This window comes from Yersinia sp. 2540 StPb PI, assembly GCF_052217165.1.
In the GTDB taxonomy this organism is placed as follows: domain Bacteria; phylum Pseudomonadota; class Gammaproteobacteria; order Enterobacterales; family Enterobacteriaceae; genus Yersinia; species Yersinia enterocolitica_E.
The window spans coordinates 2,648,244-2,674,322 of record NZ_JAZGQC010000001.1; the positions used below are offsets into that span (position 1 = coordinate 2,648,244).

The following is a 26,079-nucleotide window of genomic DNA, read 5'->3' on the forward strand; positions in this document are numbered from 1 at the left end:
ATTAGCCAAGTTTGGTTACTGCTACCCCCATCAGAATAATGGCACTGGCGATGAGTCGTAACATCGATGGTTTCTCTTTTAGCATCCAGATTGAGATTATCATGGCGAACAAGACACTGGTTTCACGTAGAGCGGCAACGAGGGCGATTGGCGTGCTTTTCATGGCCCAAATGACAATGCCATAAGCCAGTAATTGCATCGCGCCACCAATCACGCCGTGTCGCCAGTGCTGGCGTATTTGACGAAAAACCACATTGCGGTGCATTATCCAAAGTAATGCAAACATGGCTATGCCGTTGCACATAAACAACCAAAAAATATAACTGAGTGGTTCAATGCTGGCGCGGCTGCCAGCCCCATCAGATAGGGTGTAGCAGGCAGTAAAAGTCGCAGTAATTAAGGCATAGATAATAGCCCTGCCATTGACTTTGTCAGTGCCACGTCGGCCATCAAATGTCATCATGATGACACCGGAGACTAAAATAGCCGCCCCAACTAAAGCTAACGACCTGGGGATTTCCGACAAGATTAACCAAGAGAGCAGAGCACTTAATAAGGGGGCAACGCCACGTGCGATAGGATAGATTTGACCAAACTCGGCTTGTTCATAAGCTTTACTTAGAAACAGGCAATAACCTGTGTGAAAAGCAACCGACAACAGTAACCAGGGAAGCGCGCTCAGCGAGGGTAACGCCACAAAAAAAATACCGAACAGTGAAATCACTCCGGAGAAAATTGCCATCAAAGAGATAGCGACAAAACGATCATTGCCAAATTTAACAAGAGCGTTCCAGCAAGCATGTAACAGTGCCGCGCCCAGCACGGCAAGAAATATTTCACTACTCATTCTATCCCCTTATTTAGGCGTCTCAGTTTACCTTAATTGCATTTATTTTCACGTCTGTAACACGTAAAAATTGTTGCAGATAGCTGATTCTTAGTGAGGGAAAAGATGAAGAAATGAGTTCAATGTCCCGATTTATTGCAAGAGTAAATATAACTAACTAACAACATCTGTATCATCTTATTTACTTTCTTAAGCAATAAATAAGGGTGGATTACGCCAAGGTGACATTGGTCTGATTAAGTAAATGGGGGTGTTTATTGCATATGATATTCGTTGTTTTTTCCTTATCATTGATAGTAGTCGTGTTTCTAATTTTATTTATGATAAAAGGAAATAATTAATTAGGACATATCTTGGATGATCTCAATGGACTAAAAAGAATACCAGTGGATATAATTCAACGGCAATAAATTATTATCAAAAACAGGGTCTGGCTATTATTAACCAGAGTCTACATTCATTTTATTCTGGGGTGTCTATTTTGTTAAAAAAAAGTGTTTTCCTATTATTTGCTATGGTCGTTGTTCTTGCCGGTTGTTCTGAACCTGAACCAACAGGCACTAAAGTTTTTGGTGGCAAAGCTTACATTGAGATGCCAGCTGAATTCACTTTAATGTCTAAAGAAATGCTGGCAACTAAATACCCTCAGCAGAATGCACCACAAGAAGCCTATTCCGTTGAACAGGGCAGTGTGTCCTTCGCATTCAGCGATAGCAATAGCGCCATACCCGATGGCAAGCTCGCTGAAGTTGTTAATATGATGAAGAAACAATTTGCGCCATTCAAACCGACTCTGGAAGAGAAGGATGTTGATGGGCGTAAAGCTTATATCATCACTATGGATACCCCGGCTGCTGATGGAACCATCAAGAATGTGATGTTGCTCACTACGATTGATGGGAAATTAGTTATTGCTACGTTTAACACGACTGAAGCTTTAGCTGACAAATATATGGATGTTGGCAAGAATGCACTGCTTTCTTTAAAGTTTAAGAAGTAACCATTAGTTAATTCAGTTATTTTAAGTCTAAAAAAATAGATAAATAGTAATAAAGGTTGCCTGATTAACAGGGCAACCTTTCTCATTGCTAAAGCAACGTTGTTGAGCGCTAGTGGGGAGACGGTACGCCGAACACTTCCTAAAACAGCTATAAATTGGCATCATAGCGCTATGTTGTTTTTTTAGGATGAGTAATGAAACAGTTCCCTTTTGATAAACGTTATGAGATTGAAGATGCCAGTGGTGTTGTTGAGTACTACATTGATGGTGATGAGTATATTCGCCGCCAGGATGGCGTACCGGGCTATCGAATCACAGGTTATGAAGTATATGAACATGATGCAGAGGCTAAACTCGCTGGTTTTCTCGAAGGGAAGCATATAACAACCCCGGATGCGGATATTCTGCTGACAATTTTAGATGACCAATAACCTACGGATTAGATTTCATTACTTTGGCTTTCGTCTGTGCAATGTTGCTATATAAAGATCATCTGCGGTTTTTGAAACAGAAAATAGGGCGTAATTAGCGATAATATTTTTTTGCAGAAGCTGCTATTCAATCTGGCTAAAACCGATTAACGTCAATCTACTTAGTGATAATCAGTCGGGGTTTCGATGAGCCAGCAAACTATTACGTTGTATACCGATTCAGATTTTTTCAGTCCTTATGTGATGTCGGTATTCGTATCATTGACAGAAAAAGCACTCCCTTTCTCATTAAGCGTCATTAATTTGTCTGCCGGTGAGAATCTGCAACAGGCTTATGCCCGTCTGTCGGCGACACGTCGGGTGCCGACACTGGTTATCGATGATTTTCAACTCTCTGAGTCTTCAGCTATTGCTGAATATTTAGACGAGCGTTTCCCGGCGCCAGATTACGCTCGGCTGTATCCGCAAGATAGGCAAGAGCGTGCCAGAGCGCGTGAAATACAGGCATGGCTGCGCAGTGATTTTATGCCGATCCGCACTGAACGGCCAACTGAAGTGGTCTTTGCTGGGTTAAGGCTGCCTCCTTTGTCTGATAGCGCGCAACAAGCGGCGAATAAACTTATTTCTGGGTTGGAGCGTTTGCTGTCGGATGGCAGAAGATATTTATTCAGTGAATGGTGTATCGCAGATACCGATTTGGCACTGATGCTTAACCGGTTAGTTCTGAATGGCGACAACTTACCTGAGTATCTTCGTCAGTATGCAAATTATCAATGGCAGCGGCCTTCTGTGCAGCAATGGCGAGTATTATCGCAGAAATAGAGGTAAGAAAAATTGAGGGTGGGGGCAATCCTCCACCTTGAACCAAAGTAGGATTAGCTTCGCTAGAATGAAAAACGTTATTGAGTTTGAAACTGAGCGTTTACAGCTACGGCAGTGGCTACCGTCAGACCGGGCACCTTTTGCAGCGCTTAACGCGGATCCTCGCGTTATGGCATTTTTCCCAGCCCCTCTAACACGTGAAGCAAGCGATATGATGGCTTCACGTTGTCAATTATTGATAGCACAGCGTGGCTGGGGGTTGTGGGCTGTTGAGCTGAAAGCTAGTGGGCAGTTTGTCGGCGCATTGGGGTTACATATTCCTACCGTTAAATTACCTTTTTCACCTTGTGTCGAGATAGGCTGGCGTTTTGCTTTTCCATTTTGGGGGCAAGGGCTGGCAACGGAAGCTGCATTGGCAGTATTGACGGTGGGTTTCGATCAATTAAAACTGGCTGAAATTGTTTCATTTACTGCTTTAATTAACCTGCGTTCACAAGCATTGATGGAACGAATCGGCATGGTGCGCGCGCCAGACCATTTTCCCCATCCAATTGTCAGCCCTGACAGCAAGTTAAGCCAACACTGTTGGTATCATCTTTCTCATCAACAATGGCATAACAGACAGGATGATTTTGTGAGACTATCATCAAATTAGTCTACGTTTAGTCAGTAATATTTGGCCGCATCTGCTAGGACATATAATGATAATAAGCTGGAAATTAGTTCGTTCCATGGCGTTGCTAACCGGAATTTCTTTATTGGCGGCCTGTAGCCAATTACCTAGAAATCCAGTGCCAGTGGAGTTAATGCCAGCGGCCGAAATCCCTGGAATGCCGGATATCCGTGCCGGCGCGGGGCACATTAGCCCGATATTTGAAGCGGATTTACTGCAATCTTATAAAGATGAATCGAAAGAGATGTTCCGAGCCGCGGATGGAACATTGGTTTATCCCCATCTGGCATTATCTGGTGGTGGCCCAAATGGCGCCTTCGGTGCTGGCTTTTTGAACGGCTGGACGAAAACAGGTAAGCGCCCCGTGTTTAAGGTGGTCAGTGGGGTTTCCACTGGCGCGTTAATCGCACCTTTCGCCTTTTTAGGGAGTGATCACGACCAGGCATTACATGACTTTTATACCACCACCACCACCCGTGATATTTTCCATCTGGATAATCTATTATTTCGCCTCTTTTTCCGCGAATCATTAGCGGATACCAGCCCGTTGTCTAAATTGATTGATGGGCATATTACTCCTGAGTTAATGAGTGAAATCGCCCAGGCACATCGGCATGGTCGGCGGTTGTATATGGGTACGGTGGATCTCGATTCGCAAAGATTTATTGTCTGGAACATGGGGCTGATTGCGATGAAAGGGACTCCTGAAGCCCTAATGCTATTTCGTAAGGTGATGCTGGCTTCCTCTTCAGTCCCTGTCGCGTTCTCACCGGTATTTTTTGATGTGGTGGCTCAGGGTAAGCATTACGATGAAATGCATGTTGACGGCGGTGTGGCGGCGCGGGTCTTCTATAATGGTGGTGTGTACAGCTCAAAAGTCGTACGTACCAGAGCGGGCCTGGCAGACAGTAAAGAAGATATTTATATCATCCATAATGGACAGCTTGGCCCACAACCAGAACCGACCCCACGGTTGGTGCGTAATATCGCTATGCGTACTCTTGACTCAACCAGCAAAGCGGCATTGGTCGGGGATTTGTATCGTATTTATGCATTCTCTTTGGCTGAAAATTCAGGATTCCACTGGATAACGATTCCATCAAATGTTGATACCAATGGCGCAGAGATTTTTGATCCCATCAAGATGGAGCGTTTGTATCAGGCGGGTTATGCAGAGGCATTACAGGGGCCAAAATGGTCACTACGACCACCAGGTACCATTGAGATGAACTCCTTACTACAAGATGCTGCTGCCATGCACAGTAACTAGAGGGGGCGCTTTGGCGTTGATGCCATTGTCAGGCTGGTACTTGGGTTACATTAGGTCAAGCAGTGGGAGTGAGCCATCAATAAGCGCCGCGGTGATATAGATAATAAATAGTGAATAGAGAAAGAAATTGCTGATCATTCGGCACCTCAATTACTCACACAGATAAGGTCTTTGTCATGGCAAAGCCACTACAATATAGCATGTGAACTGACTAAAAAACGCACTGATCGTGAATAAATAATGAATCTGCTGGGGTGGATTTAGCATGATGAATGCTTTTTAAGCAACTTCTGAGCGCGTAGTAGGGTTTTAGAGTGACTGAACAATGAGGTTAGGAGCAGATCTTGCCTGTCAGGCTTGGTTGAATATGCTGTAATATCAAAACGTTATCTTCAATTGAAAACAATTTAAGCAGCATATGATCAGAGAGAGTGTAATTGTGCTACACTATGCGACCGATAATCAAGGATAAAACATGAAAAAAGTCTCAATCATTGCTCAGTGCTTAATAAACGCTAAGAGTTTCAGTGAGATGTCCGAAGCTGAATCCTCGATAAAAAAAGTTTTCAACGATAGTTACGCAGAACATTCTTTTGATGAATGGAATACCGACGTTTCTACGTTGAGTGCTAACCGTGTTATCAGTTTGGTTGCTGGTGCTTCCAAGGTTCGGGTCAGAGGGTTGATCCAAGAATTATGGAATCACTGACCCCAGACCAAAGGTTTCCAATAACCCGTCTACCACATCACTACGCCAAGCATGCAAGTCATGCTGCGTGGTGAATGATTTCCCCGTACTTTCCATTTTCCGCTTGTTTTTTTCCGTTGTCTCCTGCAAAACCGGCTATTTTCGTGAACAAAAATCTGGCCCGGTACAGATAATCTGAGTAAACGCTGACCACTCCACGGTTTATTGCCGTTGGTTAACGTAATCTAACGAGGTTGTACAACTGAGAGGCGAGCATATGTCATTTCTTGATAGCGTCAAAAGATTGGTTAGCAGTGTAAAAGTGAAGATTAAGTGCCCAGATTGTGGCGCAGTCTCTGAGCAGAGCTCAGAAAAAGTGCACAAAAATACGGCCTTGGTTTGCCCAAAGTGTGGTTGCTTATTTTTACCTAAAGACAAACGCTAGCGGTAGCAATATCAGCCAAAAATCATCGACGCCCACCGCAGCAGCATTAATGCGCCACAGATACAGAGTAACACCACAAACATCTTCCAATGTTTCGTATGCAAGCGTTTGGTCACCATAGGGTCCTTATTCAATTTAGTATTATGTCTGACGGGGTCAGCTCTGCGGAATTCATTTGTTTACTGCGACGCTGGTTACTTTAGGTATATACCCGTCATACATCAAGCTGCATGTGCGTTGGCTGCTTTCGTTCACCCCAGTGACTTACTTGAAGTAAGCTCTTGGGGATTTACTCAATTGCCGCCTTCCTGCAACTCGAATTATTTAGGGTATAGTAGCGAAAATTTATGCTGATGCGAGAGTTAGTCAGTTCGTACCAGTTAAGATAAAGTGTAATATGCGCTGCATCAATAAGATGACGAATAGGAATAATGAAACTATGGCTACAGTCCCACAAAAATATCAAGACGCCGAGCGTTGGGCATTTGGTGATACTGAACAAGTGGCAGATGATGTATTGGCATTAGTACTGAACGGTACGAAAACAGCGATCTGTGCGGCATTGGATGAAGATGGCGTGCCGCAGGCGGGGGATATCTTTGTTGTGGTCAATGGCCGCAATGAACCGGTTTGTGCGATAGAGTTGACCGACGTAGAATTGAAAACGTTTGATCAGGTTGATGAAGCCCATGCTGTCGCTGAAGGTGAGGGCGATCGAACGCTGACGTTTTGGCGTAAAACGCAACAGCGCTTTTTTGAGGAGTACGAGATGTTTTCCCCAGAAATGATGCTGATTTGTATGCAGTTCAAAGTATTGGAAAAATTCTGATAGCTGGCTTCTGGTAGTCAGTAATTTGATTGATTTTGCCCTACAGATATTATCGAGTCGCAAGAGAAGAAACCGTCACTCATAAATTGTAGCTATGGGTTGACGGATCTTCTTATTGCAACAATCACGTTACCCTCATTACCCAAGCATCCTGATGTCGATCGTAATGTTGCTTAAAAAGCAACCGGTCTTTCCCATCTAACGTTGCGGGAATGCTGGTATGTTCATCCCACCCATCTAGCTGCATGCACAATTCAGGATCCGATTTACAGGGGATACTGAGGGTGCTTTCGCCTTTTGTCAGTGGTGCAGATAACTCTGCGTCATCAACTTCAAAATCTCTGATTTTTACTAGGGTTTTTCCCATAAAGACTCCTTACCTATCAAGTGGTATGAGGTATGACCAGATTGGTCGCCTTATTGAGAATAGCTGAGTCAGAAAAAAGTGCCAGAGGCCGCATCTAAAAAATACCGCCTCGGCGAAAATTCTATCCGCATCGAATCTGATGGGGGTTAATTATTTAATACCGAGTATGTTTAGTCAGAGTAGCCTAATGGCTGCATTCGCAGGGGAGTTCAGCCAAATTAAATTGGTTACGGCCATTCTTTTTCGAGTAATAAAGTGCTTGATCTGCCGCGAGCATTAAATCCGCTTGATCCGTAATACCACTATGCTGATGGGCTTGATAAACAGTGACACCAAGGCTGATGGTGACTTTACGGAATTTACTGTCATTGTGTTTAATGCCCATAGCACGGATAGATTGCAATATATGCTCGGCCACCAGGCTGGCGCCCTGTTGGTCGGTATCTGGCAGAATAGCGGCAAACTCTTCTCCACCATAGCGAGCAACAATATCGGTGCTGCGTTTTAGTGATTTGCGTAATGCCCTGGCGACCAAGCGTAAGCAGGCATCACCAGAGATATGACCATAGCAATCATTGAAGTTCTTAAAGTAATCAATATCAATCATTAAAACTGCTAGCGGAGAGTCTGAGCGTTTTGCCCGCATAAATTCATGGGCCAGCACTTTTTTGAACGCCCGGCGATTAGGCAATTTAGTCAGTGAGTCTGTTCTGGCCTGAATTTCCAGACGTCGATTCGCTTTAACCAGCTTAAGTTCCAGCAATTTTCGTTCATGGATATCTTCTGCGGTTCCATACCAACACAACACATCGCCATTGTCACCTACGCTGGGAACTGCTCGGATTCGCATCCAGTTCCATCCCTTTTCAACATGACAAAAGCGGATTTCAACATCCAGTGGCTGCTGTGTTTGTAAGGAGTGTTCCCAACTGATTAAGGTGGGGTGGCGATCATCTAAATGGATGGTACGGAGCCATTTATCTGCCAGCGCCTCTTCGCGGGTTAATCCCGTAATTTTTTCAAAGCGAGAACTGACATCGGTAATCATGCCATCCGGGGATGCAGTCCAGGGAATTTGCGGATTCAGCTCCACCATATTGCGGTAATGCTGTTTACTGCTGCGCAGCTTTTCTTCCATCTCTTTCAATGGCGTAATATCGATCATCGCGACGGACAGCCCACTCACTTGACCACTGGGATATCTGGCGGCATTTATCCGCATAAAGAACACCCGTGCTTTATCCGGCATCTGAAACTCAGCATCGGGGATACTGTCATTGCAATAAGCTTTCAGCAGCGCACTCTGCAAAATAGGAATAATGCCCGGTAGGAAGTCTGCAATTTTGCGCCCATTAATCTCTACTGTATTTTTACCCAGAAGTTCAGCCAGATAATCATTTACAGTAACATAGCGCAGGGTCGTATCGATAAAGCACAGACCAGCCGGAGCACTGGAATAAATCGATTCCAACTCAAATAAGCGTTTATCCGCATCATAAGGTAAATTGCTCAGGTTTCGATCAATTCCGCGGTAACCTTTGAATTCCCCGTTATCATCGAACAGTGGGATACCACTGGTTTCAACTAAGACTTCGCTGCCATCAGCGCGAATATTACGGTTTTGCAAACCGGCAAAAGGGATACGTGCAGCCGCAATCTCTGCAAATATCTTTCCTACCCGGCTGGCTTCATCCTGAGGCATAAAGTCAAACGGCGTTTTACCGACCACCTCATGGGGTAGGCGACCAAGAAGCTCGATGGATTTTGCAGATGAAAACGTATAACGGCCGGAAGCATCAACTTCCCAGATCCAGTCTGAATTATTTTCGATGATGTCCCGTAAGCTGTTCATTTCTTTTAACAGACCAATGTCAGCTGATTCTTCCCGATTATCGTAGTCAGTCATGATGTCCACTCCTGTTTAATCTCGGCTTTCCTTAGATAGAAATATGTCGGCTATTATTTAAGCCCGCAGATTGTATAACAGGGACAGATTTAGTACAGCCCAATCGGATTTTTCTTATAAATAAACAATAACTAAAAATTTCAATCATAAAAAAATAAAAGATTAAAAGACCAATAGTGCATAAAACACAACGAGTTAATGGCTTCTCATCCTCTGTATTCCGGCAGCACACTAGTATTCCAGCACTACACTGACATTGTCCTGATAGGTGCCAACGGTTCTTTGCGTTTGTTGTGCATTGATCATCGCTTTATAAGGGATCTGTTGAGCTGAGCCTGTCGCGGTATCTGATCTTTTGTTGGTTATATTCCAGGGAATCGACCCCGAGCCCTGATACAGTTGATACTGTAAATAGTCGGTAGGGGGTGCAGGTATAACACTCCCTGGGAGCAATTTCATTTGGGGCCAAGGGGCAGAGAAATTATCGCCATTTGTTATGTAGGTAGTGAAGGTGGCGTTCTTGGTACAGGTAGCGGTGATAAATTGATTTACAGGAATAAATTGTGACATTAACGCGTAGCTACCAAAATCGACATTGGGCGCGGCGTTTATGACACAATCGTTGTTGACCACCAATGTGACAGTGACTGTTGATGATGCGGTTCCTTTGAATGTGCCACCGATACAGACGCCAATAACGGCAGAGCATAAATCATAATTCCAGTTCAAAGAGATAGTATCGGTATAAGTGCCAGCACTGATATTGATGTTAATGGCATTATTACTGCCAGTACGGATATAGATAGGTAAATTGGCTTTTATTTTCCCCAGCACGATGGTGAGTAAATTGCTGTTAGCATAGTTAATATTCCCCCCGACTATAATGGGATTGTTGTAGCCTGGGTCAGAATAGATTGAATAAGGAATTAAGTCGCCGGCGGCATTCTTAAGATTAAGATTATTAGCAGTGCTGGTGATGGTGCTGTTCAATACGGGGGTGGATAATACGCTCAGCGCTGTTCCATCACAGCCAAGTGCCGTTATACCACTGGCACTTTCGGGGAGGGTATTGACATTAAACGATGAATTTTGCGGCAGTTTTACTTCTGCGGCAGCAAAAGTGCACGCAGTGGCACTGCTGACAGACAATAGCCACAGTACAGACAGAACCAACCAGTAAGGTAGCCTGTATGGCCGAGGTAGCTTGCTGGCAATTCGCGTCGTGAGCGATATCATTAGCTGCTCCTTAAATAAAGTTGTCGATAGCCAGGTACGGCAATTATTGGCATATGGCTGTACCAGCATCTTGTATCCCTTTAGTATTTTTCAATTGGAATTGGCTGTAGCAGCGGGTGCCATTATCAGCTCGCACGATGGTGAGTTTATTCAATTGGGTGGCTTGCTCAATATAAGCCATACCATCCCAACCGACATAACCGCTAGGTGTGTCGCCCGTGGTATATATCGCGCTGCCTTTCGGTAAGTCTTGACCGGATTTATCGGTAAGTCTGATATTTGCGGCGGTAATCTGTGTTATGGGAAAATCAATTAAATAGCCACTGCGTTCGCTGATCGCTAAATTTCGCTCTACTGTTGGCAATATGACATCGGCAGGTAAATTCATGGGATCAATCTGGAATTTGGCCTGATAATATGAAGAAACTGTCGGAATCAAGATATATCCGTTGTTGTTCGTAGTACCAATCAGTTGATTTTCGTAACTGACCGGAATATTGCTAAAACCATTGGTTGATACCAAGGCAAATGCATCGTTAATCATATTACTGGCATAAACGCCGCCATTCATCATAACCAGCGAGCCACTCATTTCACCCCAACTATTATAGTTATCACTATTGCCATAAACACCGGCGCGACTTTCCATTATCCGAGTGCGCCAAATAATATCTGCTTGTTGGTAACTGCTATTTTCACTGTTGCCGTTGGCATAAGCGAGATTCCAACCCAGCCCGCCATTAGAAGGCGCTGCCCGGCTATAATTCACGCGTTGGGACCACTGGTTATCAACATCACGGCTGGTGCTGGCGCTGGCTGATCCCCATTCACCCAGCGGGATACTCCAGATCAGTTGTGCGTTGTAACCTTTGGTCCCCAACTCACGATTGAGGGAGAGGTAAATACTGGTATTACGGAATATTGAGGTGCTATAGCTGATATTGACCAACCGGGTTCGCTCACCGAGCGCATCCCTGACATCGAAATAACCAGATCCAAGTGTCCCTAAGTTTCCAAGGCTGATACTGCCGGTTATCTGGTCGGTACGTCGGCTCAGACGAAAGTCGCTTTTGTAATTAGCCAGATCGCCATAATTATCGCTGCGGCTAATGCGCTGAGCATTCAGATTAAAGTAGGAATTACTGTAGGTATAACCTAATGAACGCTGGTTACCGATACCACCACGGGTATTAATGGCAACCTGTGAGGTATTAATGGTTGAATTGTTAATATCAGTGGCTGGTTGACTGATGACATCACTAAATGCATCGGCAGAGGTATTACTCATACTGTAGGCACCATTCAGTACCCCAAATAGGCCCAGCCGAAATCCGGCTCCGCCACCTACCACATTCATGCCTTTGGCAGCATCCCCTCGGCCTTCTAGTGTCAACCAAGACGTTGTGCCATAACGAACCACGCCACTGGCGACAGGATCAGCATAATCGGCAGAACGGATGGCATAATTGCGGCGTAAAGCACCGGCTGACAGGCTAAAATCCCACATGCCGGGTTTTAGCAGTGAACTGGCAACATAAAATGGCACTGAGGTGCTGATTTGTCTACCGAGGGCATCGGTTGTAATAATAGTCGCTTGGCCAGCACCATTAATACGAGGGGCATTATCGATAACAAAAGGGCCGGGGTTAATATTGGCTGATTGTGTTCTGAAGTTATCAATATACAGTTCGACAGTGCTAGGTACCGCAGCTTGACCGGCAAATTGCGGCATCGGATAGGTAATAAGGTCGGGGCGAATAGCAAAATTACGCGCGATTTGAACACCACCCAGGCGCACCGCGCTACTCCAGGGCAAGGCTCCGGTGATCAGGTCACCTGCGGTATAACGTAGCAGGTTTTTTTCATCATTCCTCTGCCATTGGGTATCAAACCGAATATAGCCGTTATTATCCGTGTCGCCGTTATTACCTGAAAAGTTAGTACGATAAACGCCGGTATTACTGATCAAACCAAAACGGTCAAAAATACGTTGCTCGCTCCAGGCTGAGGCATTACCTGACTGTGGGTTACCACTGTTCTGGCTGACATAAAAATCATAATTTAATAAAAATCCCAGGCTACTTTGTGCAAGATTAAAATCATCAGTTGCGGCAGAGTTAATTTGCTGTTTCGGTAACCACTCGCTGGGGACATCAATCAATAACCGTTGGTTTTCTCCATCATATTTCACGGCCACCTTATCCATCTTATCAACCGCAACCTCTGCACTAGAGGGTAATCCGATGGTTTTTAACTGTGCTGGTGAAAGATAGTAATGTCCCCCGCGATAGATGACTGGCACAGCATCACCAAAGTTACGGTCATTGACCACTAACTCAAGATATAAGGTACTGTCGGGCATTGTTGCCATAGGTGGCGGCAGATTATCCCCCCAAACCTCCCAGGGGATGAGTGAAGGCAACAACACTGAGCCATACATCAATATTAATAATGGTGACAGCTTGAATCTGATAGTCATTCCCAACCCTAGGTTATTATTAAACACACCTTATCTGCTGTATGCGAACACCTTATTGGTGTGGGATGACTATGGGTTTGGTGCTGTTATTGATAATGGCGCTTAATTCTCCTGTTCTGGCTGTTGGGCTGAGCGGGAAACTCATTTTTTCACCGGCTAACACATAACCGAGTAAACCTTTATTAATGTCTTTCTCTTGCAGGGTCACCCGCGAAATCCGTGCATGAACAGCACCCTGATTAGAGATATTCAACCATTGTTTCTCGCCTTGTGAATGCACGCTATAACTGAGTTTCGTCGGCATAACACCGGGGGCTGGTGTGGTATCAGATGCCGCCAGCACACCACTGCCGTAAACAAACAAGGGAACGGAATAGCGCATTTGGAATTTCAGCCCTAACTGAGTGGCAGCGGGGGCGGTTTTATCGTTTGGGTCCTTATAAGGTATTTCATCAATTAATATGCGGTAGGCTTGTTCTTGCCCGGCGGGAACGGGGGCGTTTTTGACTAAACGAATCAGTTGACGCTTACCGGGTTGAATAGTTGCAACCGGTGGGCTGGCGATAATTCTTGATTGCGGGGTGTAATCGTCTTGGGTGTTGACCTGCTGCCAACCTAATACTCGAATCTGCATATAGATAGGCTGACTATCTTTATTTTCCAACCACAATGCAGTGGCTTTATCACTGTCTGAAATTATCGGGTCAATGGGCCAGATCAGAACGGAGGCCGCAGCATACAGTTGGCTACTGGTCAGTGTGGCCGAAAGCAATATTACCCGAGATAGTAGGTTAAATGGCGTCATAGTGAAATCTCCTGCGGCATCGTGCCAGTAATCAATAAGTAACTGTAACTAATAAAGTATCTGTGTAGACGCCAGCGCTAGGTTGCGTACTACTGGCAGACAGTTGTGCATATAAAATGACTTGTTGCAGGGTGCCATCGGTGGTCACTAAACGTGTCGATCCCCCATTGGCACCATCCCCTCAGATCTGGGTTCGGGCAGAGTTTTGATATATTTGATACAGCAAATATTCGCCCGTTGTGCTGTTGAGTAAGCGCCTGCCGGCAGAAATGTTACCTGAGGTATTGGCCCCGGAATTAAGTGCCAGTGTGACCGTGGGATTACCACTGCACTGGAGGACGATACTGCCTGAGTTGAGTCCAGATATTGCGTTAGTGGCGTTTGCCAATGAAGAGACGGTGCCGAAATCCAATGTGCCAAAGTTGCTGGTATCGGTGGCTCCGCCCCCAAGGCTACAGCCGGTTTGCACTATTGCATTGACAGTGAAACTTTTAGATACCGGTGAGGTGGCAGCATGGGCAACGGCGATGCTGAGTACTAAAATAAGTAGGGCGCGGGTGAGGTTATACTGAGATAAAGCATATTTCATTGTCAGCATCCTCGATAATATTTACCAATTCACCGTGACCTGAATGGTGTCGGTATAAGTCCCAACCGCCGGGGTCGGTTGGACAAAAACCAGACCATAAACCGGAATGACCACCACTGATCCGGTAGCAATCTGGGAAATGCCAGTCAGGTTATCCCAAATTTTGCTATGTGCCGCATCGGTATACAGGTTGTAATTAACATGCTGGCCTGACGGGCCGCCGGCCAAATAACGGCTGGCAGTGCTACCACTCTGCCCACCACTGAGTAGCACATTAAAACTGGTCCCCTTACTGCATTGGACGGAAATAGCACCGTTATTTCCCTGACCGGCGACGGCAATCGGGGTGGTTAACGCAACCACGGTGCCGAAATTCAGGGTACCAAAACTGGTTGCGCCATTAACAATGGTGCCCGCAGTACAAGTGGGCAATAGCGTGGCACGGACGGTGATATTGGCATTTTTCGTTATAGCCCCAACGGGAAAAAGTGGCAGCAGTAATAAGCTGCAAGTGGCGGCCAGAGCAAACAAGCGGCCTGCCATTACCAGGTAACAGTGACGGTAACAGTATCGAGATAGGTGCCGACACTGGGGGTCGCTTGAACAGGGACGCGGGCATAAATAGTCAGTGGGATCGCGGTGGCCAACCCAGTGCCCGTTCCATCAACCGTGCCGGATACTGGCGTCGCATTCCATGGCTGGAGAAAACCGTTGTCTCTGTAAAGGTTATAATTGACGAATTCTGATGTTCCGCCAGCCAGTCGTCGTTGCCCTGAGTTGTCATGTAGCCCATTATCTATTGCGATGGAATAAGCGGTATTATTGCTGCAATGCAATTTAAGTGAATCGTTGGTGGTGCCACTGAATGTCACGCTAAGAGGTGCGGTTAGGTCGCTCACTGTACCGAAATTTACAGTGCCCAGATTACTTAAGTTGCCACTCCCGAGGCCATTATCGATGTAACAACCGGCGATGATGTTGAGTGTTGCGTTTAGTGTTCCACTGGCAGTACCTGCACCTTGCACTGGCGCTGTCTGTAGTACCATCACCGCACCTAAAATAAGTAAGATTTTCTTCATTATTGCTTCCTTAATCATCTAATTTGCAGCCAGGTAAGCGAGAACAGAGTTGCGCCAATAACGTAGCGAAACTAATGTTTATGTAACAAAACATTAAAAATTTAGATATTTAATTAATAGCAGCAAGATTTAGAAAGTGTTTAAAATTAATTAAAAAATCTTTATCCATCTCATTTGCATCATTTATTCCTATTTGTACTGGCAAAAATTCAAAAATGGGTTAGCTATTTTATTCAAGATAAATTGATGTTTTTATATCGGGGGTTTTCTGGCGTGAATCCATTCAGCCAAATAAGGATATGCTGAGATTCATATCAAAGAGCCTGGCTATTGATTAGATTTATTTTTTGAATATATTGCAGAAATAGCTAAAGCAGTACCGCCCAATAGGGCGGCTATGCGGTAAGTAAACTGCATTCCCTGGGTGATATGAGCCACGGTTGCTAATTGAATGTCTTGCTGGGCGCAGGCAAAGGCGAAAATAGCCCCCATGACCGCAGCGCCAGTAATCAGCCCGAGATTGCGCGAAAGATTCAGCAGGCCGGATGCAATGCCTCGCTGTTGCGCGCCAACAGATTTAATCACCAGCGTATTATTCGCAGCCTGGAAAATAGCATAGCCAGCTGTAATCAGGCAGACCGGCAAAATATAGCCGGGCAGGCCGGCAATTGGCCCGATCATCGACAGTGCAATTGCCCCGGTAGTGATCGCCGTTAATTCTGTAATCACCATCATTTGAGCACCGAATCTGTCGACCAGATAACCCGCAGGAACCCCGATGAGTGCCGCGACTATCGGGCCGGCGGACATCGACAATCCAACCCATGGTGTACTCATGGCAAAAGCCCGTGAAAGATAGAATGGCCCAACGACTAAGGTTGCCATCATGATAGTGGTGACCAATGCACTGACTATCAATGCACTACGCAGCTGTGAGTGGCGCCACATAGCGGTTTGAATTAATGGGAATGGAGTGTTCTTTTCCGCCCAGATGAATAACCCGATGCCAATTACCGCAGCGAGTAATAACACTAAATTAAGTGTACCGAAGGTGCCATGGCCCAGCGTCATGGCAAGGGCATACAGTGCCAGAGTCAGGCCCAGCAAGAGCATCCCAAGAGGATCAAAACCACCATGGGCCTGTTGTAATTCGTTGTTAGTGCTAGTGAATGAGTCGGAGATGGGTAAATAGCGTGATAGCAAAAATAAGGCTAATAACCCAAAAGGGATGTTAATCAGGAACATCGCTGGCCAACCGAACCCGCTGATTAACATGCCACCCACTGAGGGCCCAAGTGCCGTGCCGATAGCCGAGATGCTGCCGAGCATGCCCATCGCCCGCCCGATTTTTTCTTTACTAATCGCCTCACCGACCAGCGCCAGAGTCAGTGTCATCATGGTGGCGGCCCCTAATCCCTGTAACACACGGGCAGCAATTAACACTCCGATGTCAGGGGCTAACGCGCAACCCAGAGAGGCCACTGTGAATAAACCAATCCCCGCATTCAACAATCGGCGTTTGTTAGTGATATCCCCCAAACGGCCAATGCTGATGGCCGAGGTGGTAATCGCCAGTAAATAGGCTAAAACGACCCACTGCGCCGCTTGAAAAGAGGCACTGAAAGTGAGTGTTAACGTGGGTAAGCCCACATTGGCGATGCTGGTTGCTAATGAAGAAAGCAGCATCGGCAGGGAGAGGCTGATAATTATTCTGCTTAGTGCACTGTTGGCGATGATGTCACTATTGATGTTTTCGGTATTGATTTTCATTAATAGATTAACTCCTGAATGACCTGTTCAGGAGAGATTAGGGTATTACATCATAAGGCGGAAGACGCATGGAATGCAGGTTATCCATGCATAAAACGCCATGTCAGCATGAGGTTGTGCTAGAGTCAGTACATGACAAAACCTGATCTCAATTTATTAATCACACTCAATGTTCTGCTGGCCGAGGGGAGCGTGGCGCGTGCTGCCCAGCGATTAGGGCTTAGCCCATCGGCGATGAGTCGGGCGTTGGCAAGATTGCGTAAAACAACCGGTGATCCCTTGCTGGTCAGGGCAGGGCGCGCCTTGGTAGCGACACCAAGAGCACTTGAACTGCGTGAACAGGTCAGCCAATTAGTACAAGAAGCCACATCGGTGCTGCGGCCTGCGGCAAAACTGGACCTGGCACAGTTGATGCGTACCTTCACTTTGCGTACCAGCGATGGCTTTGTCGAAAACTTTGGCGGCGCATTGCTGACTCGGATTCATCAACAAGCCCCCAATGTGCAACTGCATTTCATGCAAAAATTGAATAAAGACAGCGCATTGTTACGTGATGGCATGGTGGATCTGGAAACGGGTGTGGTGGGCCAGACTGCCAGCCCTGAATTACGAACACGGGCACTTTTCCGCGATCGCTTTATGGGCGTGGTGCGTGATGGTCACCCGCTATGTGGGGAGGACATCACCCCCGTGCGTTATGCAACTCAGGGGCATATTGTGGTTTCACGGCGTCAGGGCCATAAAGGGCCGATTGATGAGGCACTACAATTACTTGGGATTGAACGGAATATTATCGCCTCGGTTGATTCTATATCCACCGCATTGGCGCTGGTGAGAGGGACGGACTTGGTGGCGACGGTTCCCGAACGGCATAGCCAGAATCTGCGCCGAGGGATGTACAGCTTTCCTCTTCCTTTAACCTTACCGACTATTACGGTTTCGATGTTGTGGCATCCGCGCATGGATGCTGATCCGGCGCACCGCTGGTTGCGTCAATGCGTGCTGGATGTGATGGTGACACCGAGTGAGCAGCAGGTCGCACACGAAGATTAATCTTTATGCGGAAATGATGTCGGGGAATTATCAGGGCAGCCCAGTGTGAGCTACCCTGATGAGCACCTAAAAGCGGGGGATTGCTGTACCCCAATTGCGCCAATCTTTCGGCTCTTCTGGGTTAAGCAAGAAGTGCTGATTTATGCTGGCCTTAGGAGCCAGTGGTGTCGTTGGTGGGGTCGCGAAAGCAATGCCGCCGCGTATAAATTGCTGGAAGGTGCCGCTTTTCACCACACCACCGGTTAGACCGAATTCAAGGTTGTACCCTGATGCCAGCCAGAACACGCTATTTTGCCGCACCAACTGCTGGAATTTCTGGCTGATCCGTATCGATACCTGCACGCGATCAGACATCGCACCAAGGTTAAACCCGGTAACAGTACCCACTTCAAGCCCACGGAAGAGGACCGGTGTGCCAACCTGCAATGATCCTGCCTCCGCGGTATCCAGAATAAGGCTCAGCCCATCAAGATAACGGGAGTCGGTAATAGTGGCGGTTTGCAACTCAAAAGTACGTAATGTGCCACCTTTACCCGGCTCTACATTAATATAAGGTTGGAACAAGGTGTCCAGATTATTGACCCCTGCGGCTGATATCTCCGGCGAGACAATAGAAAAGCGGGTACCGGCCCGGGTAAAGTTCTGCACATATTCTGGATAGAGCACGGCTTTGGCTAACACTTCGTTGCGCTCAGGTGCCAATTTCAGCGATTCGACTTGGCCAATATTGATACCCAAATAACGAATCGGCATGCCGGTTGCCAGTTTGCTGGCATCAAAGGTGCGCAATATGATTTGACTACCGACAGCACGGGCGGCGGTTTCATTACCATACAAGGTGCGTTTGGCCCCCTTATCCAGTGTCACACCTTCCAGATTATCAAAGCTGATAGCCCCTTTTAGGGCGCGATTCAACGGAGATGCCTGCACAGTTAGCCCACTGCCGTTCAACTGGACTTTCGCCCCACCCTCGGCCCAGAAAATGCTCTTATCAGTGAGTAAATTGCGATATTCGGGCTGAATATAGACATCCACTTCAAACTCATTGGCTTTTGGCCTGATATGGGTAATTTCACCTACCTGAAACTTGCGATATAACACCACAGAACCGGTTTGCACATCGGGCAAGCTGGCAGCAGTTAAACTTAGTGTTGTGGCGGGGGCGTTGCCTAAAATGCCATCGGTAGCTTTGGCGACACTGCTATACAGCGGATACTTATTCAGGGCTTCACCTTTGCTGCCCGGCAGTATCAGAATACCGCCATCAATCCACTCCTGCGCACTGGCACCCTGAATATCAATACCATCAATCCCGAGTTTTACCTCCAGCCGACTGTTAACCACAAACTTGCTGTCTTTATGCACCAAATCACGGTATTTGGCTTCAATTGCTGCCGTGAAGGTCACACCGTCGGCTGATAACTCACGGGTCAAGACTTGGCCAATTTTAATGCCATGTAGCGAGATCGGCTGGCCGATATCAATGCCATAACTTTGCGGTGCGGTTAATTGCAATTCGAGCACATTGGGCTGCTGCAACAGACTTTTACTGCTTGGTAGCACGGTAAAGTGTTTTTGTGGTGCCCCTTCACCCGGGATTAACTCTAATGTATTGCCAGTCAAGAGTTCACTCAGTTTGGCATCATTAAGACTGATTCGGGGGCTGTTCATTTCAATGCGGCTGCCTGCACGCATCAAATCGACCACTGACGGGTCAATGGTCAGTTCACCGGTCACTTTACTGTCCGGTTGAAGTGTCATTTTGGTCAGGGTGCCAACCTGTAACCCCTGATAAATCAGCGGTGTTCTCCCCTCACTTAAACTACTCCCACTGGGTAAATCCAGCGTAATTGCCACACCACGTTGGCTATGTGCTAAATCGGGGTAGAGCTGAAAGGGTTGGTCCGGTTTCGCATCTGGGCTGTTTTTGGGTGAGTCAAAGGCAATGGCACCATTGACCAAGGCGGCCAGACTTTCCATTTGAACCGACGCGCCACTAAGACTGAAGTCACCTTTAAAACCAGACACATTCCAGAAGCGGGTATCGTTTTTTACCAATTTAGCGAAGCGCCGATCAATCAGTACATCAATGACAACGCCATTATTATCAGGCGCGATATTGTAGTCATAGACTTTACCCACCGGGATTTTACGGTAGTAAACCAGAGAGCCGTTATTGAGTGAGGCCAAATCGGGGGCATGGAGGTGAACCATCAATTCGCCGGTATTCAGGCGGAACTTAGGCTGGGTATCCAATGCGGTAAAGTGGCTCTGCGGTTTGCCCTCGCCTGGCATCATCCCGATATAGTTACCACCGACTAGCGCATCCAAGCCAGAGACCCCGGCCAAAGAGGCCTTGGGCGTCACTAGCCAGAACTGTGTCCCTTCTCGCAATGAGTCTTCCATATCATTTTTGATACTGGCGGTGACTTTTATATTGCGCAGGTCATCATCCAGACTGATGGATTGCACCATCCCGACTTCAACACCCTGATAGCGAATCGGGGTTCGGCCCGCCACAATACCGGCGGCAGACTGGAAATCAATAGTGACTTCGGTACCACGGTCCTGCCAGTTGTTATAAATCAGCCAACCGGCAATCAGCAGGGCAATAAAAGGCAGCAACCAGAAAGGCGATATCCGGCGTTTATGTTTAATTTGTGCCTCAGTCGGTGTACTCGGCGTTTCCTGTTGCATGTGCATCCCAAATCAATCGGCTATCGAGCCATTCAACAGCAAGGATAGTCAAAATGACCGCAGACCCAAAATAGAAGGCTGCCGGTCCCATAGTGAAGGAAAGGAGCTGATCACGATTAATCAGCGACATCATTAACGCAATAACAAAGAGGTCTAGCATCGACCAACGGCCAATCCAGGTAATCAGTCGCAGTAATCGCATGCGCGTTTTAAGGCTATGTTGTGTCTTTAGATGAATGCTGAGCAACAATGTTAGCAACACAATCACCTTGGTAAACGGCACCAGCACACTGGCGATAAACACCACCGCGGCGATGGGCAGGTTACCCGATGAGGCCAAAGAGACCACGCCGGAGAAAATAGTATCTTCCATGCGGGTGCCATTGGCATAAACAATTGATATCGGTAAAAGATTAGCAGGCAACAGCAGGACTATCGAGGCAATTAACGCCGCCCAGGTTTTTTGGATGCTATGGCGGCGGCGATGGCGCAAAGGGGTATGGCAGCGTGGGCAGCGGCCGTGTGCATCGCAGTGCCCGGTATAATGGCATGACAGGCAAATGCGCAATGTTTCCCGGGGGCCGGGGGGCTGCTCCTGGGGATAAAATCGCTCCCACAACTGCTCCAGATTCAAATGCACTAGCGTCAGAATACTGAGTAACGTCAGAGCCAGAAACGCTATCAATCCGCCACCGGGCATAACGTCCGCATACTCTTTGACCTTAATACAGGCCACCGCCATACCGATAAGATAGATATCTAGCATGACCCATTCTTTTAGCCGCTCCAGCATCAATAACACCGGGCGCAGGTTCATACCAATCCGGCTGCCGATACGCAGATACAGAATCGATGCGGTGAGTGTAACGGGAGCGCCAATAATACAAAATGCCACCATGCTGGCTGTAATCGGGCCGCCCTGACGACTCATTTGCCAGACACCCTCTAACAAACTGGCATCAATCCGCGTGCCGAGCAGGCGAATGGTGATCAGCGGCTCGGTAAAAGCAAATGGCATCAGCAGTAACATGGCAACCGCCATGGCGGTCAGGCGGGTAAGGGACCAATCGCGCCCACTGGCAATTTTTGCGCTGCACCGTGGGCAATAGGCTGTTTGTGTACCATTGAGCGGCGGCAGGGTAAATAGCGCATCGCACTGGCAGCAACGCTGAGCCCTTGCAGTGGAGAGTGGCCGTTGAATGGCATGTACCTTCATATTATAAAACCCTGATGCTGACACCGGTTTATAAAGAATAGCGCGGATGGTAGCAGAGCAATCGGTCAAAACAAGGGGCAAAACGGGCCAAACCCCCGATGGCGATAACTCTTTTACTTCGTTATAGCGGAATAACCTTGTAGCCAAGGGTATTTAATGATTACTTTATATAAGCTAAGCATAACTATCGCCTCTGGCTATTCTTAGGTTTCTAACGGTCATTACATGAAAAAAGCAGAATTCTACGCGGAATTAAAACGTGACTTGAGTGCCCTGATTGCAGGTGAAACGAATTTCATTGCTACTTTGGCTAATGCCAGCGCTTTACTTTATGAGCGTCTTGATGGGTTGAATTGGGCCGGTTTTTACTTGATCGACGGCAAACAATTAGTGCTGGGTCCTTTTCAAGGGAAAATCGCCTGTGTCCGTATTCCAATCGGCAAAGGCGTATGTGGAACTGCCGTGGCAGAAAACCGCGTTCAGCGAGTGGCGGATGTGCATGCATTCCCCGGACATATTGCCTGTGACGCCGCAAGTAATGCTGAAATTGTGCTGCCAATCACTGTGAAGGGTAAAATTATCGGCGTTTTGGATATCGACAGCATTGTTTATGATCGCTTTGATGACGCTGATGAATTGGGTTTAATCTCAGTCGTGGCGGGGCTTTGCGAGCATCTTGACCTGTGTGACAGTGAGAAATATGTCACACAGACTGCAAGTTGATATACGGATAACGTGGCAATTGCTGATGGCGTCATTATAATGACGCCTGTTCATGCCTGCGCTGGTTGGCAAACCCGTTGTAATCAGGAAATTTCATGGAAAATCAACCTAAGTTGAACAGTAGTAAAGAAGTCATAGCCTTTTTGGCTGAGCGGTTCCCGCTTTGCTTCACCGCCGAAGGCGAAGCACGTCCACTGAAGATCGGTATTTTTCAAGATCTGGTCGAACGTGTTCAGGGGGAAGAGAATTTAAGCAAAACGCAATTGCGTTCTGCGCTGCGTCTCTACACCTCAAGCTGGCGTTATCTTTATGGGGTCAAAGTCGGTGCTGAACGTGTTGATTTAGACGGCAACCCTTGTGGTGTGCTGGAAGAGCAACATGTAGAACATGCCCGCAAACAGCTAGAAGAGGCGAAAGCCCGTGTTCAGGCACAACGTGCTGAACAACAAGCTAAAAAGCGCGAAGCTGCCATTGCTGCGGGTGAAACCCCAGAGCCACGTCGCCCACGTCCGGCAGGTAAAAAACCTGCGCCGCGTCGTGAAGCGGGTGTGACTTCGGAAAACCGCAAGCCTCGTCAGTCACCTCGCCCACCACAGGCTCGGCCACCTCGTCCACAGGCCGAGGAAAACCAGCCACGCCCTGTGCCGGTCACAGATATCTCTAAACTGCAAATTGGTCAAGAAATCAAAGTCAGAGCAGGTAAGAGCGCGATGGATGCAACCGTATTAGAAATCGCTAAAGATGGCGTACGGGTGCAGCTATCTTCCGGTCTGGCGATGATTGTGCGCGCAGAACACTTGCAGTTCTGATACGGAGGCCAACCTAGGCATGAACAAATTTGTCAGACTAACAGCAATCGCAGGCTTGTTACTGGCGGGGGCGAGTTACGCAGCGGATACCACCTATCGCATCGATCAGCTACCTCAACTGCGTCAGGAACCCGAGCATGCAACCGTGAGTGAGCGCGTAACATCGCGCTTCACTCGCTCTCACTATCGTCAATTTACACTGGACGATCAGTTTTCCGCCAAAATATTTGATAGATTCCTCAACATGCTGGATTACAGCCATAACGTGTTGTTGGCATCAGATGTGGCACAGTTTGCGGATAAAAAGCAGTCGCTGGATGATGAGTTAAAATCAGGCCAGTTGGACACGCCTTTCGCTTTATTCAATTTGGCGCAAAAACGCCGCTTTGAGCGCTATCAATATGCATTGTCAGTACTGGACCGGCCAATGGTCTTTACCGGGAATGACACCATTGATATTGACCGTGGTAAAGCACCTTGGCCTACCAGCGAAGCTGAGCTGAACAAGCTTTGGGACGCAAAAGTTAAGTACGATCAGCTTAATTTGAAATTAACCGGTAAAACGGATAAAGAGATCAAAGAGACGCTGACAAAACGCTATCAGGCGGCCATTAAGCGTTTGACGCAAAGTAATAGCGAAGATGTATTCCAGCTAATTATGAATGCGTTTGCGCATGAAATTGACCCGCATACCAACTATTTGTCACCACGAAATACCGAACAGTTTAATACCGAAATGAGCTTGTCTCTGGAAGGTATTGGTGCTGTCCTGCAAATGGATGATGATTACACCTTAATCAACTCTATGGTTCCAGGTGGCCCCGCGGCGAAAAGTAAAACTATCGCCGTAGGTGATCGGGTGATCGGTGTGGGTCAAACCGGTAAGCCGATGGTGGATGTGATTGGATGGCGTCTCGATGATGTCGTGGCACTCATTAAAGGGCCGAAGGGCAGTAAAGTGCGGCTGGAGATTTTACCGGCCGGTAAAGGTACTAAACCGCGCACTGTCACCTTGACCCGTGAACGCATTCGTCTTGAAGATCGCGCAGTGAAAATGTCGGTAAAAACTATCGGCAAAGAGCGTGTCGGTGTACTGGATATCCCTGGTTTCTATGTTGGCCTGACCGAAGACGTTAAGGTGCAATTGCAGAAGCTGGAGAAAGAGAATGTCAGTAGCATTATTATTGACTTGCGCAGTAATGGTGGTGGTGCTCTGACCGAGGCTGTGTCGCTGTCTGGTTTGTTTATTCCGAGTGGGCCGGTGGTTCAAGTGCGGGATAACAACGGCAAAGTGCGTGAAGACAGTGATACTGATGGTGTGGTGTACTACAAAGGCCCGCTGGTGGTATTGGTGGACCGCTACAGTGCATCCGCTTCCGAAATCTTTGCTGCTGCCATGCAGGACTATGGTCGTGCATTAATTGTCGGTGAACCAACCTTTGGTAAAGGTACTGTTCAACAGTATCGGTCGTTAAATCGTATTTACGATCAAATGTTGCGCCCGGAATGGCCTGCATTGGGTTCACTGCAATACACTATCCAGAAATTCTATCGGGTAGATGGTGGCAGTACTCAGCGTAAAGGGGTAACCCCGGATATCGTGATGCCAACCGGTGTTGATCCGGCGGAAACGGGTGAGAGTTTCGAAGATAATGCCTTGCCTTGGGACAGTATCAATGCGGCCAGTTACGTCAAGAGTGGTGATCTGAAGCCACTGGAGCCGGAGTTACTGAAAGCACATACAGCGCGGATTGCCGCTGATCCTGAATTCCAGCATATTCAGCAAGATATTGAGCGTTATAAAGCGTTAAAAGAGAAACGCAACATCGTCTCTCTCAATTACGCTCAGCGTGAAAAAGAGAACCATGATGATGATGCCACGCGGCTGAATCGCTTGAATGAGCGTTTCAAACGTGAAGGTAAAAAGCCACTGAAGTCATTGGAGGATTTGCCAAAAGACTATCAGGAGCCAGACCCTTATCTGGATGAGACTGTTCATATTGCTTTGGATTTGGCTCATAAAGAAAAAGCGCAGCCGCAAGTTGAATCACCACCAGCGGCAGCACCTGCGGCAAAATAAGTCAGCAGATAATATGAAGGATCCGGGCCTTAAAAAGAGCCCGGATTTTTTTTACGTTTTTTTCATCGCCGAATTTATCAATTGGCGAAAAAATAGCAAAATATGTAATGAAAAGTATCCAAATTTGTAAAGTTATGTTGATTTACTCTGTTAGAACTTAACAAGCCTTGAAAATTTGTCAGATGCCCATACGATCAGCGTATCTCAGTAGTAATTTGGCTAAGTCATCATCCAGGATTATGCCAATTTTGACTTAAGACCCATG

The 26,079-nt window shown here is 47.0% G+C and carries 24 protein-coding genes and 1 pseudogene; 12 read left to right on the plus strand and 13 right to left on the minus strand.

All coding sequences use genetic code 11. From position 1 onward, the window contains the following. Position 1: 1 nt before the first annotated feature. Positions 2-847 carry a DMT family transporter gene (locus V1956_RS12080; RefSeq protein WP_420071629.1) on the minus strand — a complete coding sequence of 282 codons (846 nt, stop codon included), beginning with the start codon at positions 845-847 and terminating at the stop codon, positions 2-4. A gap of 481 nt (positions 848-1,328) precedes the next feature. Between V1956_RS12080 and V1956_RS12085 the strand changes: the two genes are divergently transcribed. The 7 genes from V1956_RS12085 to V1956_RS12115 all read left to right on the plus strand — a co-directional run bounded on the left by V1956_RS12085 (position 1,329) and on the right by V1956_RS12115 (position 6,176). Next, positions 1,329-1,847: a hypothetical protein gene (locus V1956_RS12085; protein ID WP_083158641.1), complete on the plus strand. Its 519-nt coding sequence runs from the start codon at positions 1,329-1,331 to the stop codon at positions 1,845-1,847. Positions 1,848-2,041: 194 nt separating this feature from the next. Continuing rightward, a complete protein-coding gene (locus V1956_RS12090; RefSeq protein ID WP_442825161.1) occupies positions 2,042-2,278 on the plus strand; it encodes a hypothetical protein in 237 nt (78 codons plus the stop codon). 186 nt (positions 2,279-2,464) lie between these two features. Beyond that, the gene (gene yfcF, locus V1956_RS12095) at positions 2,465-3,100 is read left to right on the plus strand and encodes a glutathione transferase (protein WP_442825162.1); all 636 of its coding nucleotides are present in this window, start codon (positions 2,465-2,467) and stop codon (positions 3,098-3,100) included. A gap of 67 nt (positions 3,101-3,167) precedes the next feature. Further along, a complete protein-coding gene (locus V1956_RS12100) occupies positions 3,168-3,755 on the plus strand; it encodes a GNAT family N-acetyltransferase (protein ID WP_372559186.1) in 588 nt (195 codons plus the stop codon). Between the two features lie 46 nt (positions 3,756-3,801). Next, positions 3,802-5,043, plus strand: coding sequence for a patatin-like phospholipase family protein (locus tag V1956_RS12105; protein ID WP_372559185.1), 1,242 nt, complete (start codon positions 3,802-3,804; stop codon positions 5,041-5,043). A gap of 475 nt (positions 5,044-5,518) precedes the next feature. Beyond that, positions 5,519-5,752, plus strand: a complete 234-nt coding sequence (locus V1956_RS12110) for a hypothetical protein (RefSeq protein ID WP_005182969.1) — start codon at positions 5,519-5,521, stop codon at positions 5,750-5,752. Positions 5,753-6,008: 256 nt separating this feature from the next. Then, on the plus strand, positions 6,009-6,176 hold the full coding sequence (locus V1956_RS12115) for a YnfU family zinc-binding protein (RefSeq protein ID WP_227746530.1): 168 nt from the start codon (positions 6,009-6,011) through the stop codon (positions 6,174-6,176). 11 nt (positions 6,177-6,187) lie between these two features. On the opposite strand, the gene yniD is transcribed toward V1956_RS12115, so the two are convergent. Continuing rightward, positions 6,188-6,295, minus strand: coding sequence for a small membrane protein YniD (yniD, locus tag V1956_RS12120; RefSeq protein WP_086018937.1), 108 nt, complete (start codon positions 6,293-6,295; stop codon positions 6,188-6,190). Between the two features lie 320 nt (positions 6,296-6,615). Between yniD and V1956_RS12125 the strand changes: the two genes are divergently transcribed. Continuing rightward, entirely contained in the window at positions 6,616-7,005 is a 390-nt protein-coding gene (locus V1956_RS12125; protein WP_442825163.1) for an ASCH domain-containing protein, read from the plus strand. Between the two features lie 124 nt (positions 7,006-7,129). Here V1956_RS12125 and V1956_RS12130 read toward each other — a convergent pair whose 3' ends face one another. The 9 genes and pseudogenes from V1956_RS12130 to V1956_RS12170 form a co-directional block, all read right to left on the minus strand. After that, positions 7,130-7,372: a DUF1480 family protein gene (locus tag V1956_RS12130; RefSeq protein ID WP_420075278.1), complete on the minus strand. Its 243-nt coding sequence runs from the start codon at positions 7,370-7,372 to the stop codon at positions 7,130-7,132. A 184-nt stretch (positions 7,373-7,556) separates the two neighbouring features. Continuing rightward, positions 7,557-9,278 (minus strand): sensor domain-containing diguanylate cyclase, encoded by a 1,722-nt coding sequence (locus V1956_RS12135; protein ID WP_420072170.1) that lies wholly within the window; start codon positions 9,276-9,278, stop codon positions 7,557-7,559. A gap of 231 nt (positions 9,279-9,509) precedes the next feature. After that, the gene (locus V1956_RS12140) at positions 9,510-10,514 is read right to left on the minus strand and encodes a Csu type fimbrial protein (RefSeq protein ID WP_372559182.1); all 1,005 of its coding nucleotides are present in this window, start codon (positions 10,512-10,514) and stop codon (positions 9,510-9,512) included. Between the two features lie 43 nt (positions 10,515-10,557). Then, positions 10,558-12,993, minus strand: coding sequence for a fimbria/pilus outer membrane usher protein (locus V1956_RS12145; protein ID WP_420075346.1), 2,436 nt, complete (start codon positions 12,991-12,993; stop codon positions 10,558-10,560). A 52-nt stretch (positions 12,994-13,045) separates the two neighbouring features. Further along, positions 13,046-13,798: a fimbrial biogenesis chaperone gene (locus V1956_RS12150; protein WP_442825164.1), complete on the minus strand. Its 753-nt coding sequence runs from the start codon at positions 13,796-13,798 to the stop codon at positions 13,046-13,048. 31 nt (positions 13,799-13,829) lie between these two features. Continuing rightward, positions 13,830-14,387, minus strand: a pseudogene (locus V1956_RS12155) (Csu type fimbrial protein). Positions 14,388-14,408: 21 nt separating this feature from the next. Further along, positions 14,409-14,930: a Csu type fimbrial protein gene (locus tag V1956_RS12160; protein WP_420075345.1), complete on the minus strand. Its 522-nt coding sequence runs from the start codon at positions 14,928-14,930 to the stop codon at positions 14,409-14,411. Next, positions 14,930-15,466 (minus strand): Csu type fimbrial protein, encoded by a 537-nt coding sequence (locus V1956_RS12165; RefSeq protein WP_372559177.1) that lies wholly within the window; start codon positions 15,464-15,466, stop codon positions 14,930-14,932. The genes V1956_RS12160 and V1956_RS12165 overlap by 1 nt, the downstream gene beginning before the upstream one ends. 327 nt (positions 15,467-15,793) lie before the next feature. After that, positions 15,794-17,236: an MFS transporter gene (locus V1956_RS12170; protein ID WP_442825165.1), complete on the minus strand. Its 1,443-nt coding sequence runs from the start codon at positions 17,234-17,236 to the stop codon at positions 15,794-15,796. Between the two features lie 132 nt (positions 17,237-17,368). Between V1956_RS12170 and V1956_RS12175 the strand changes: the two genes are divergently transcribed. After that, positions 17,369-18,289, plus strand: coding sequence for a LysR family transcriptional regulator (locus tag V1956_RS12175; protein ID WP_372559175.1), 921 nt, complete (start codon positions 17,369-17,371; stop codon positions 18,287-18,289). A 66-nt stretch (positions 18,290-18,355) separates the two neighbouring features. On the opposite strand, the gene V1956_RS12180 is transcribed toward V1956_RS12175, so the two are convergent. Beyond that, complete coding sequence (locus V1956_RS12180) at positions 18,356-20,986, minus strand: PqiB family protein (RefSeq protein WP_420071857.1); 2,631 nt, start codon at positions 20,984-20,986, stop codon at positions 18,356-18,358. Then, complete coding sequence (gene yebS / locus V1956_RS12185) at positions 20,955-22,202, minus strand: membrane integrity lipid transport subunit YebS (protein WP_442825166.1); 1,248 nt, start codon at positions 22,200-22,202, stop codon at positions 20,955-20,957. The genes V1956_RS12180 and yebS overlap by 32 nt, the downstream gene beginning before the upstream one ends. Before the next feature lie 225 nt (positions 22,203-22,427). Between yebS and V1956_RS12190 the strand changes: the two genes are divergently transcribed. The 3 genes from V1956_RS12190 (at position 22,428) to prc (ending at position 25,814) form a co-directional block, all read left to right on the plus strand. After that, positions 22,428-22,925, plus strand: a complete 498-nt coding sequence (locus V1956_RS12190) for a GAF domain-containing protein (protein WP_083158658.1) — start codon at positions 22,428-22,430, stop codon at positions 22,923-22,925. A gap of 95 nt (positions 22,926-23,020) precedes the next feature. Then, positions 23,021-23,734 (plus strand): RNA chaperone ProQ, encoded by a 714-nt coding sequence (gene proQ / locus V1956_RS12195; RefSeq protein WP_372559172.1) that lies wholly within the window; start codon positions 23,021-23,023, stop codon positions 23,732-23,734. A 19-nt stretch (positions 23,735-23,753) separates the two neighbouring features. Further along, positions 23,754-25,814: a carboxy terminal-processing peptidase gene (gene prc, locus V1956_RS12200; RefSeq protein ID WP_083158659.1), complete on the plus strand. Its 2,061-nt coding sequence runs from the start codon at positions 23,754-23,756 to the stop codon at positions 25,812-25,814. The last annotated feature ends 265 nt before the right edge of the window (positions 25,815-26,079 follow it).

What these genes read in the sequence shown, in the direction of transcription:
- V1956_RS12080 (WP_420071629.1), bottom strand. Translation starts at nt 847, where the DNA reads ATGAGTAGTGAAATATTTCTTGCCGTGCTGGGCGCGGCACTGTTACAT.
- V1956_RS12090 (WP_442825161.1), top strand. Translation starts at nt 2,042, where the DNA reads ATGAAACAGTTCCCTTTTGATAAACGTTATGAGATTGAAGATGCCAGT.
- yfcF (WP_442825162.1), top strand. Translation starts at nt 2,465, where the DNA reads ATGAGCCAGCAAACTATTACGTTGTATACCGATTCAGATTTTTTCAGT.
- V1956_RS12100 (WP_372559186.1), top strand. Translation starts at nt 3,168, where the DNA reads ATGAAAAACGTTATTGAGTTTGAAACTGAGCGTTTACAGCTACGGCAG.
- V1956_RS12105 (WP_372559185.1), top strand. Translation starts at nt 3,802, where the DNA reads ATGATAATAAGCTGGAAATTAGTTCGTTCCATGGCGTTGCTAACCGGA.
- V1956_RS12110 (WP_005182969.1), top strand. Translation starts at nt 5,519, where the DNA reads ATGAAAAAAGTCTCAATCATTGCTCAGTGCTTAATAAACGCTAAGAGT.
- V1956_RS12115 (WP_227746530.1), top strand. Translation starts at nt 6,009, where the DNA reads ATGTCATTTCTTGATAGCGTCAAAAGATTGGTTAGCAGTGTAAAAGTG.
- yniD (WP_086018937.1), bottom strand. Translation starts at nt 6,295, where the DNA reads ATGGTGACCAAACGCTTGCATACGAAACATTGGAAGATGTTTGTGGTG.
- V1956_RS12125 (WP_442825163.1), top strand. Translation starts at nt 6,616, where the DNA reads ATGGCTACAGTCCCACAAAAATATCAAGACGCCGAGCGTTGGGCATTT.
- V1956_RS12130 (WP_420075278.1), bottom strand. Translation starts at nt 7,372, where the DNA reads ATGGGAAAAACCCTAGTAAAAATCAGAGATTTTGAAGTTGATGACGCA.
- V1956_RS12135 (WP_420072170.1), bottom strand. Translation starts at nt 9,278, where the DNA reads ATGACTGACTACGATAATCGGGAAGAATCAGCTGACATTGGTCTGTTA.
- V1956_RS12140 (WP_372559182.1), bottom strand. Translation starts at nt 10,514, where the DNA reads ATGATATCGCTCACGACGCGAATTGCCAGCAAGCTACCTCGGCCATAC.
- V1956_RS12145 (WP_420075346.1), bottom strand. Translation starts at nt 12,993, where the DNA reads ATGACTATCAGATTCAAGCTGTCACCATTATTAATATTGATGTATGGC.
- V1956_RS12150 (WP_442825164.1), bottom strand. Translation starts at nt 13,798, where the DNA reads ATGACGCCATTTAACCTACTATCTCGGGTAATATTGCTTTCGGCCACA.
- V1956_RS12160 (WP_420075345.1), bottom strand. Translation starts at nt 14,930, where the DNA reads ATGGCAGGCCGCTTGTTTGCTCTGGCCGCCACTTGCAGCTTATTACTG.
- V1956_RS12165 (WP_372559177.1), bottom strand. Translation starts at nt 15,466, where the DNA reads ATGAAGAAAATCTTACTTATTTTAGGTGCGGTGATGGTACTACAGACA.
- V1956_RS12170 (WP_442825165.1), bottom strand. Translation starts at nt 17,236, where the DNA reads ATGAAAATCAATACCGAAAACATCAATAGTGACATCATCGCCAACAGT.
- V1956_RS12175 (WP_372559175.1), top strand. Translation starts at nt 17,369, where the DNA reads ATGACAAAACCTGATCTCAATTTATTAATCACACTCAATGTTCTGCTG.
- V1956_RS12180 (WP_420071857.1), bottom strand. Translation starts at nt 20,986, where the DNA reads ATGCAACAGGAAACGCCGAGTACACCGACTGAGGCACAAATTAAACAT.
- yebS (WP_442825166.1), bottom strand. Translation starts at nt 22,202, where the DNA reads ATGAAGGTACATGCCATTCAACGGCCACTCTCCACTGCAAGGGCTCAG.
- V1956_RS12190 (WP_083158658.1), top strand. Translation starts at nt 22,428, where the DNA reads ATGAAAAAAGCAGAATTCTACGCGGAATTAAAACGTGACTTGAGTGCC.
- proQ (WP_372559172.1), top strand. Translation starts at nt 23,021, where the DNA reads ATGGAAAATCAACCTAAGTTGAACAGTAGTAAAGAAGTCATAGCCTTT.
- prc (WP_083158659.1), top strand. Translation starts at nt 23,754, where the DNA reads ATGAACAAATTTGTCAGACTAACAGCAATCGCAGGCTTGTTACTGGCG.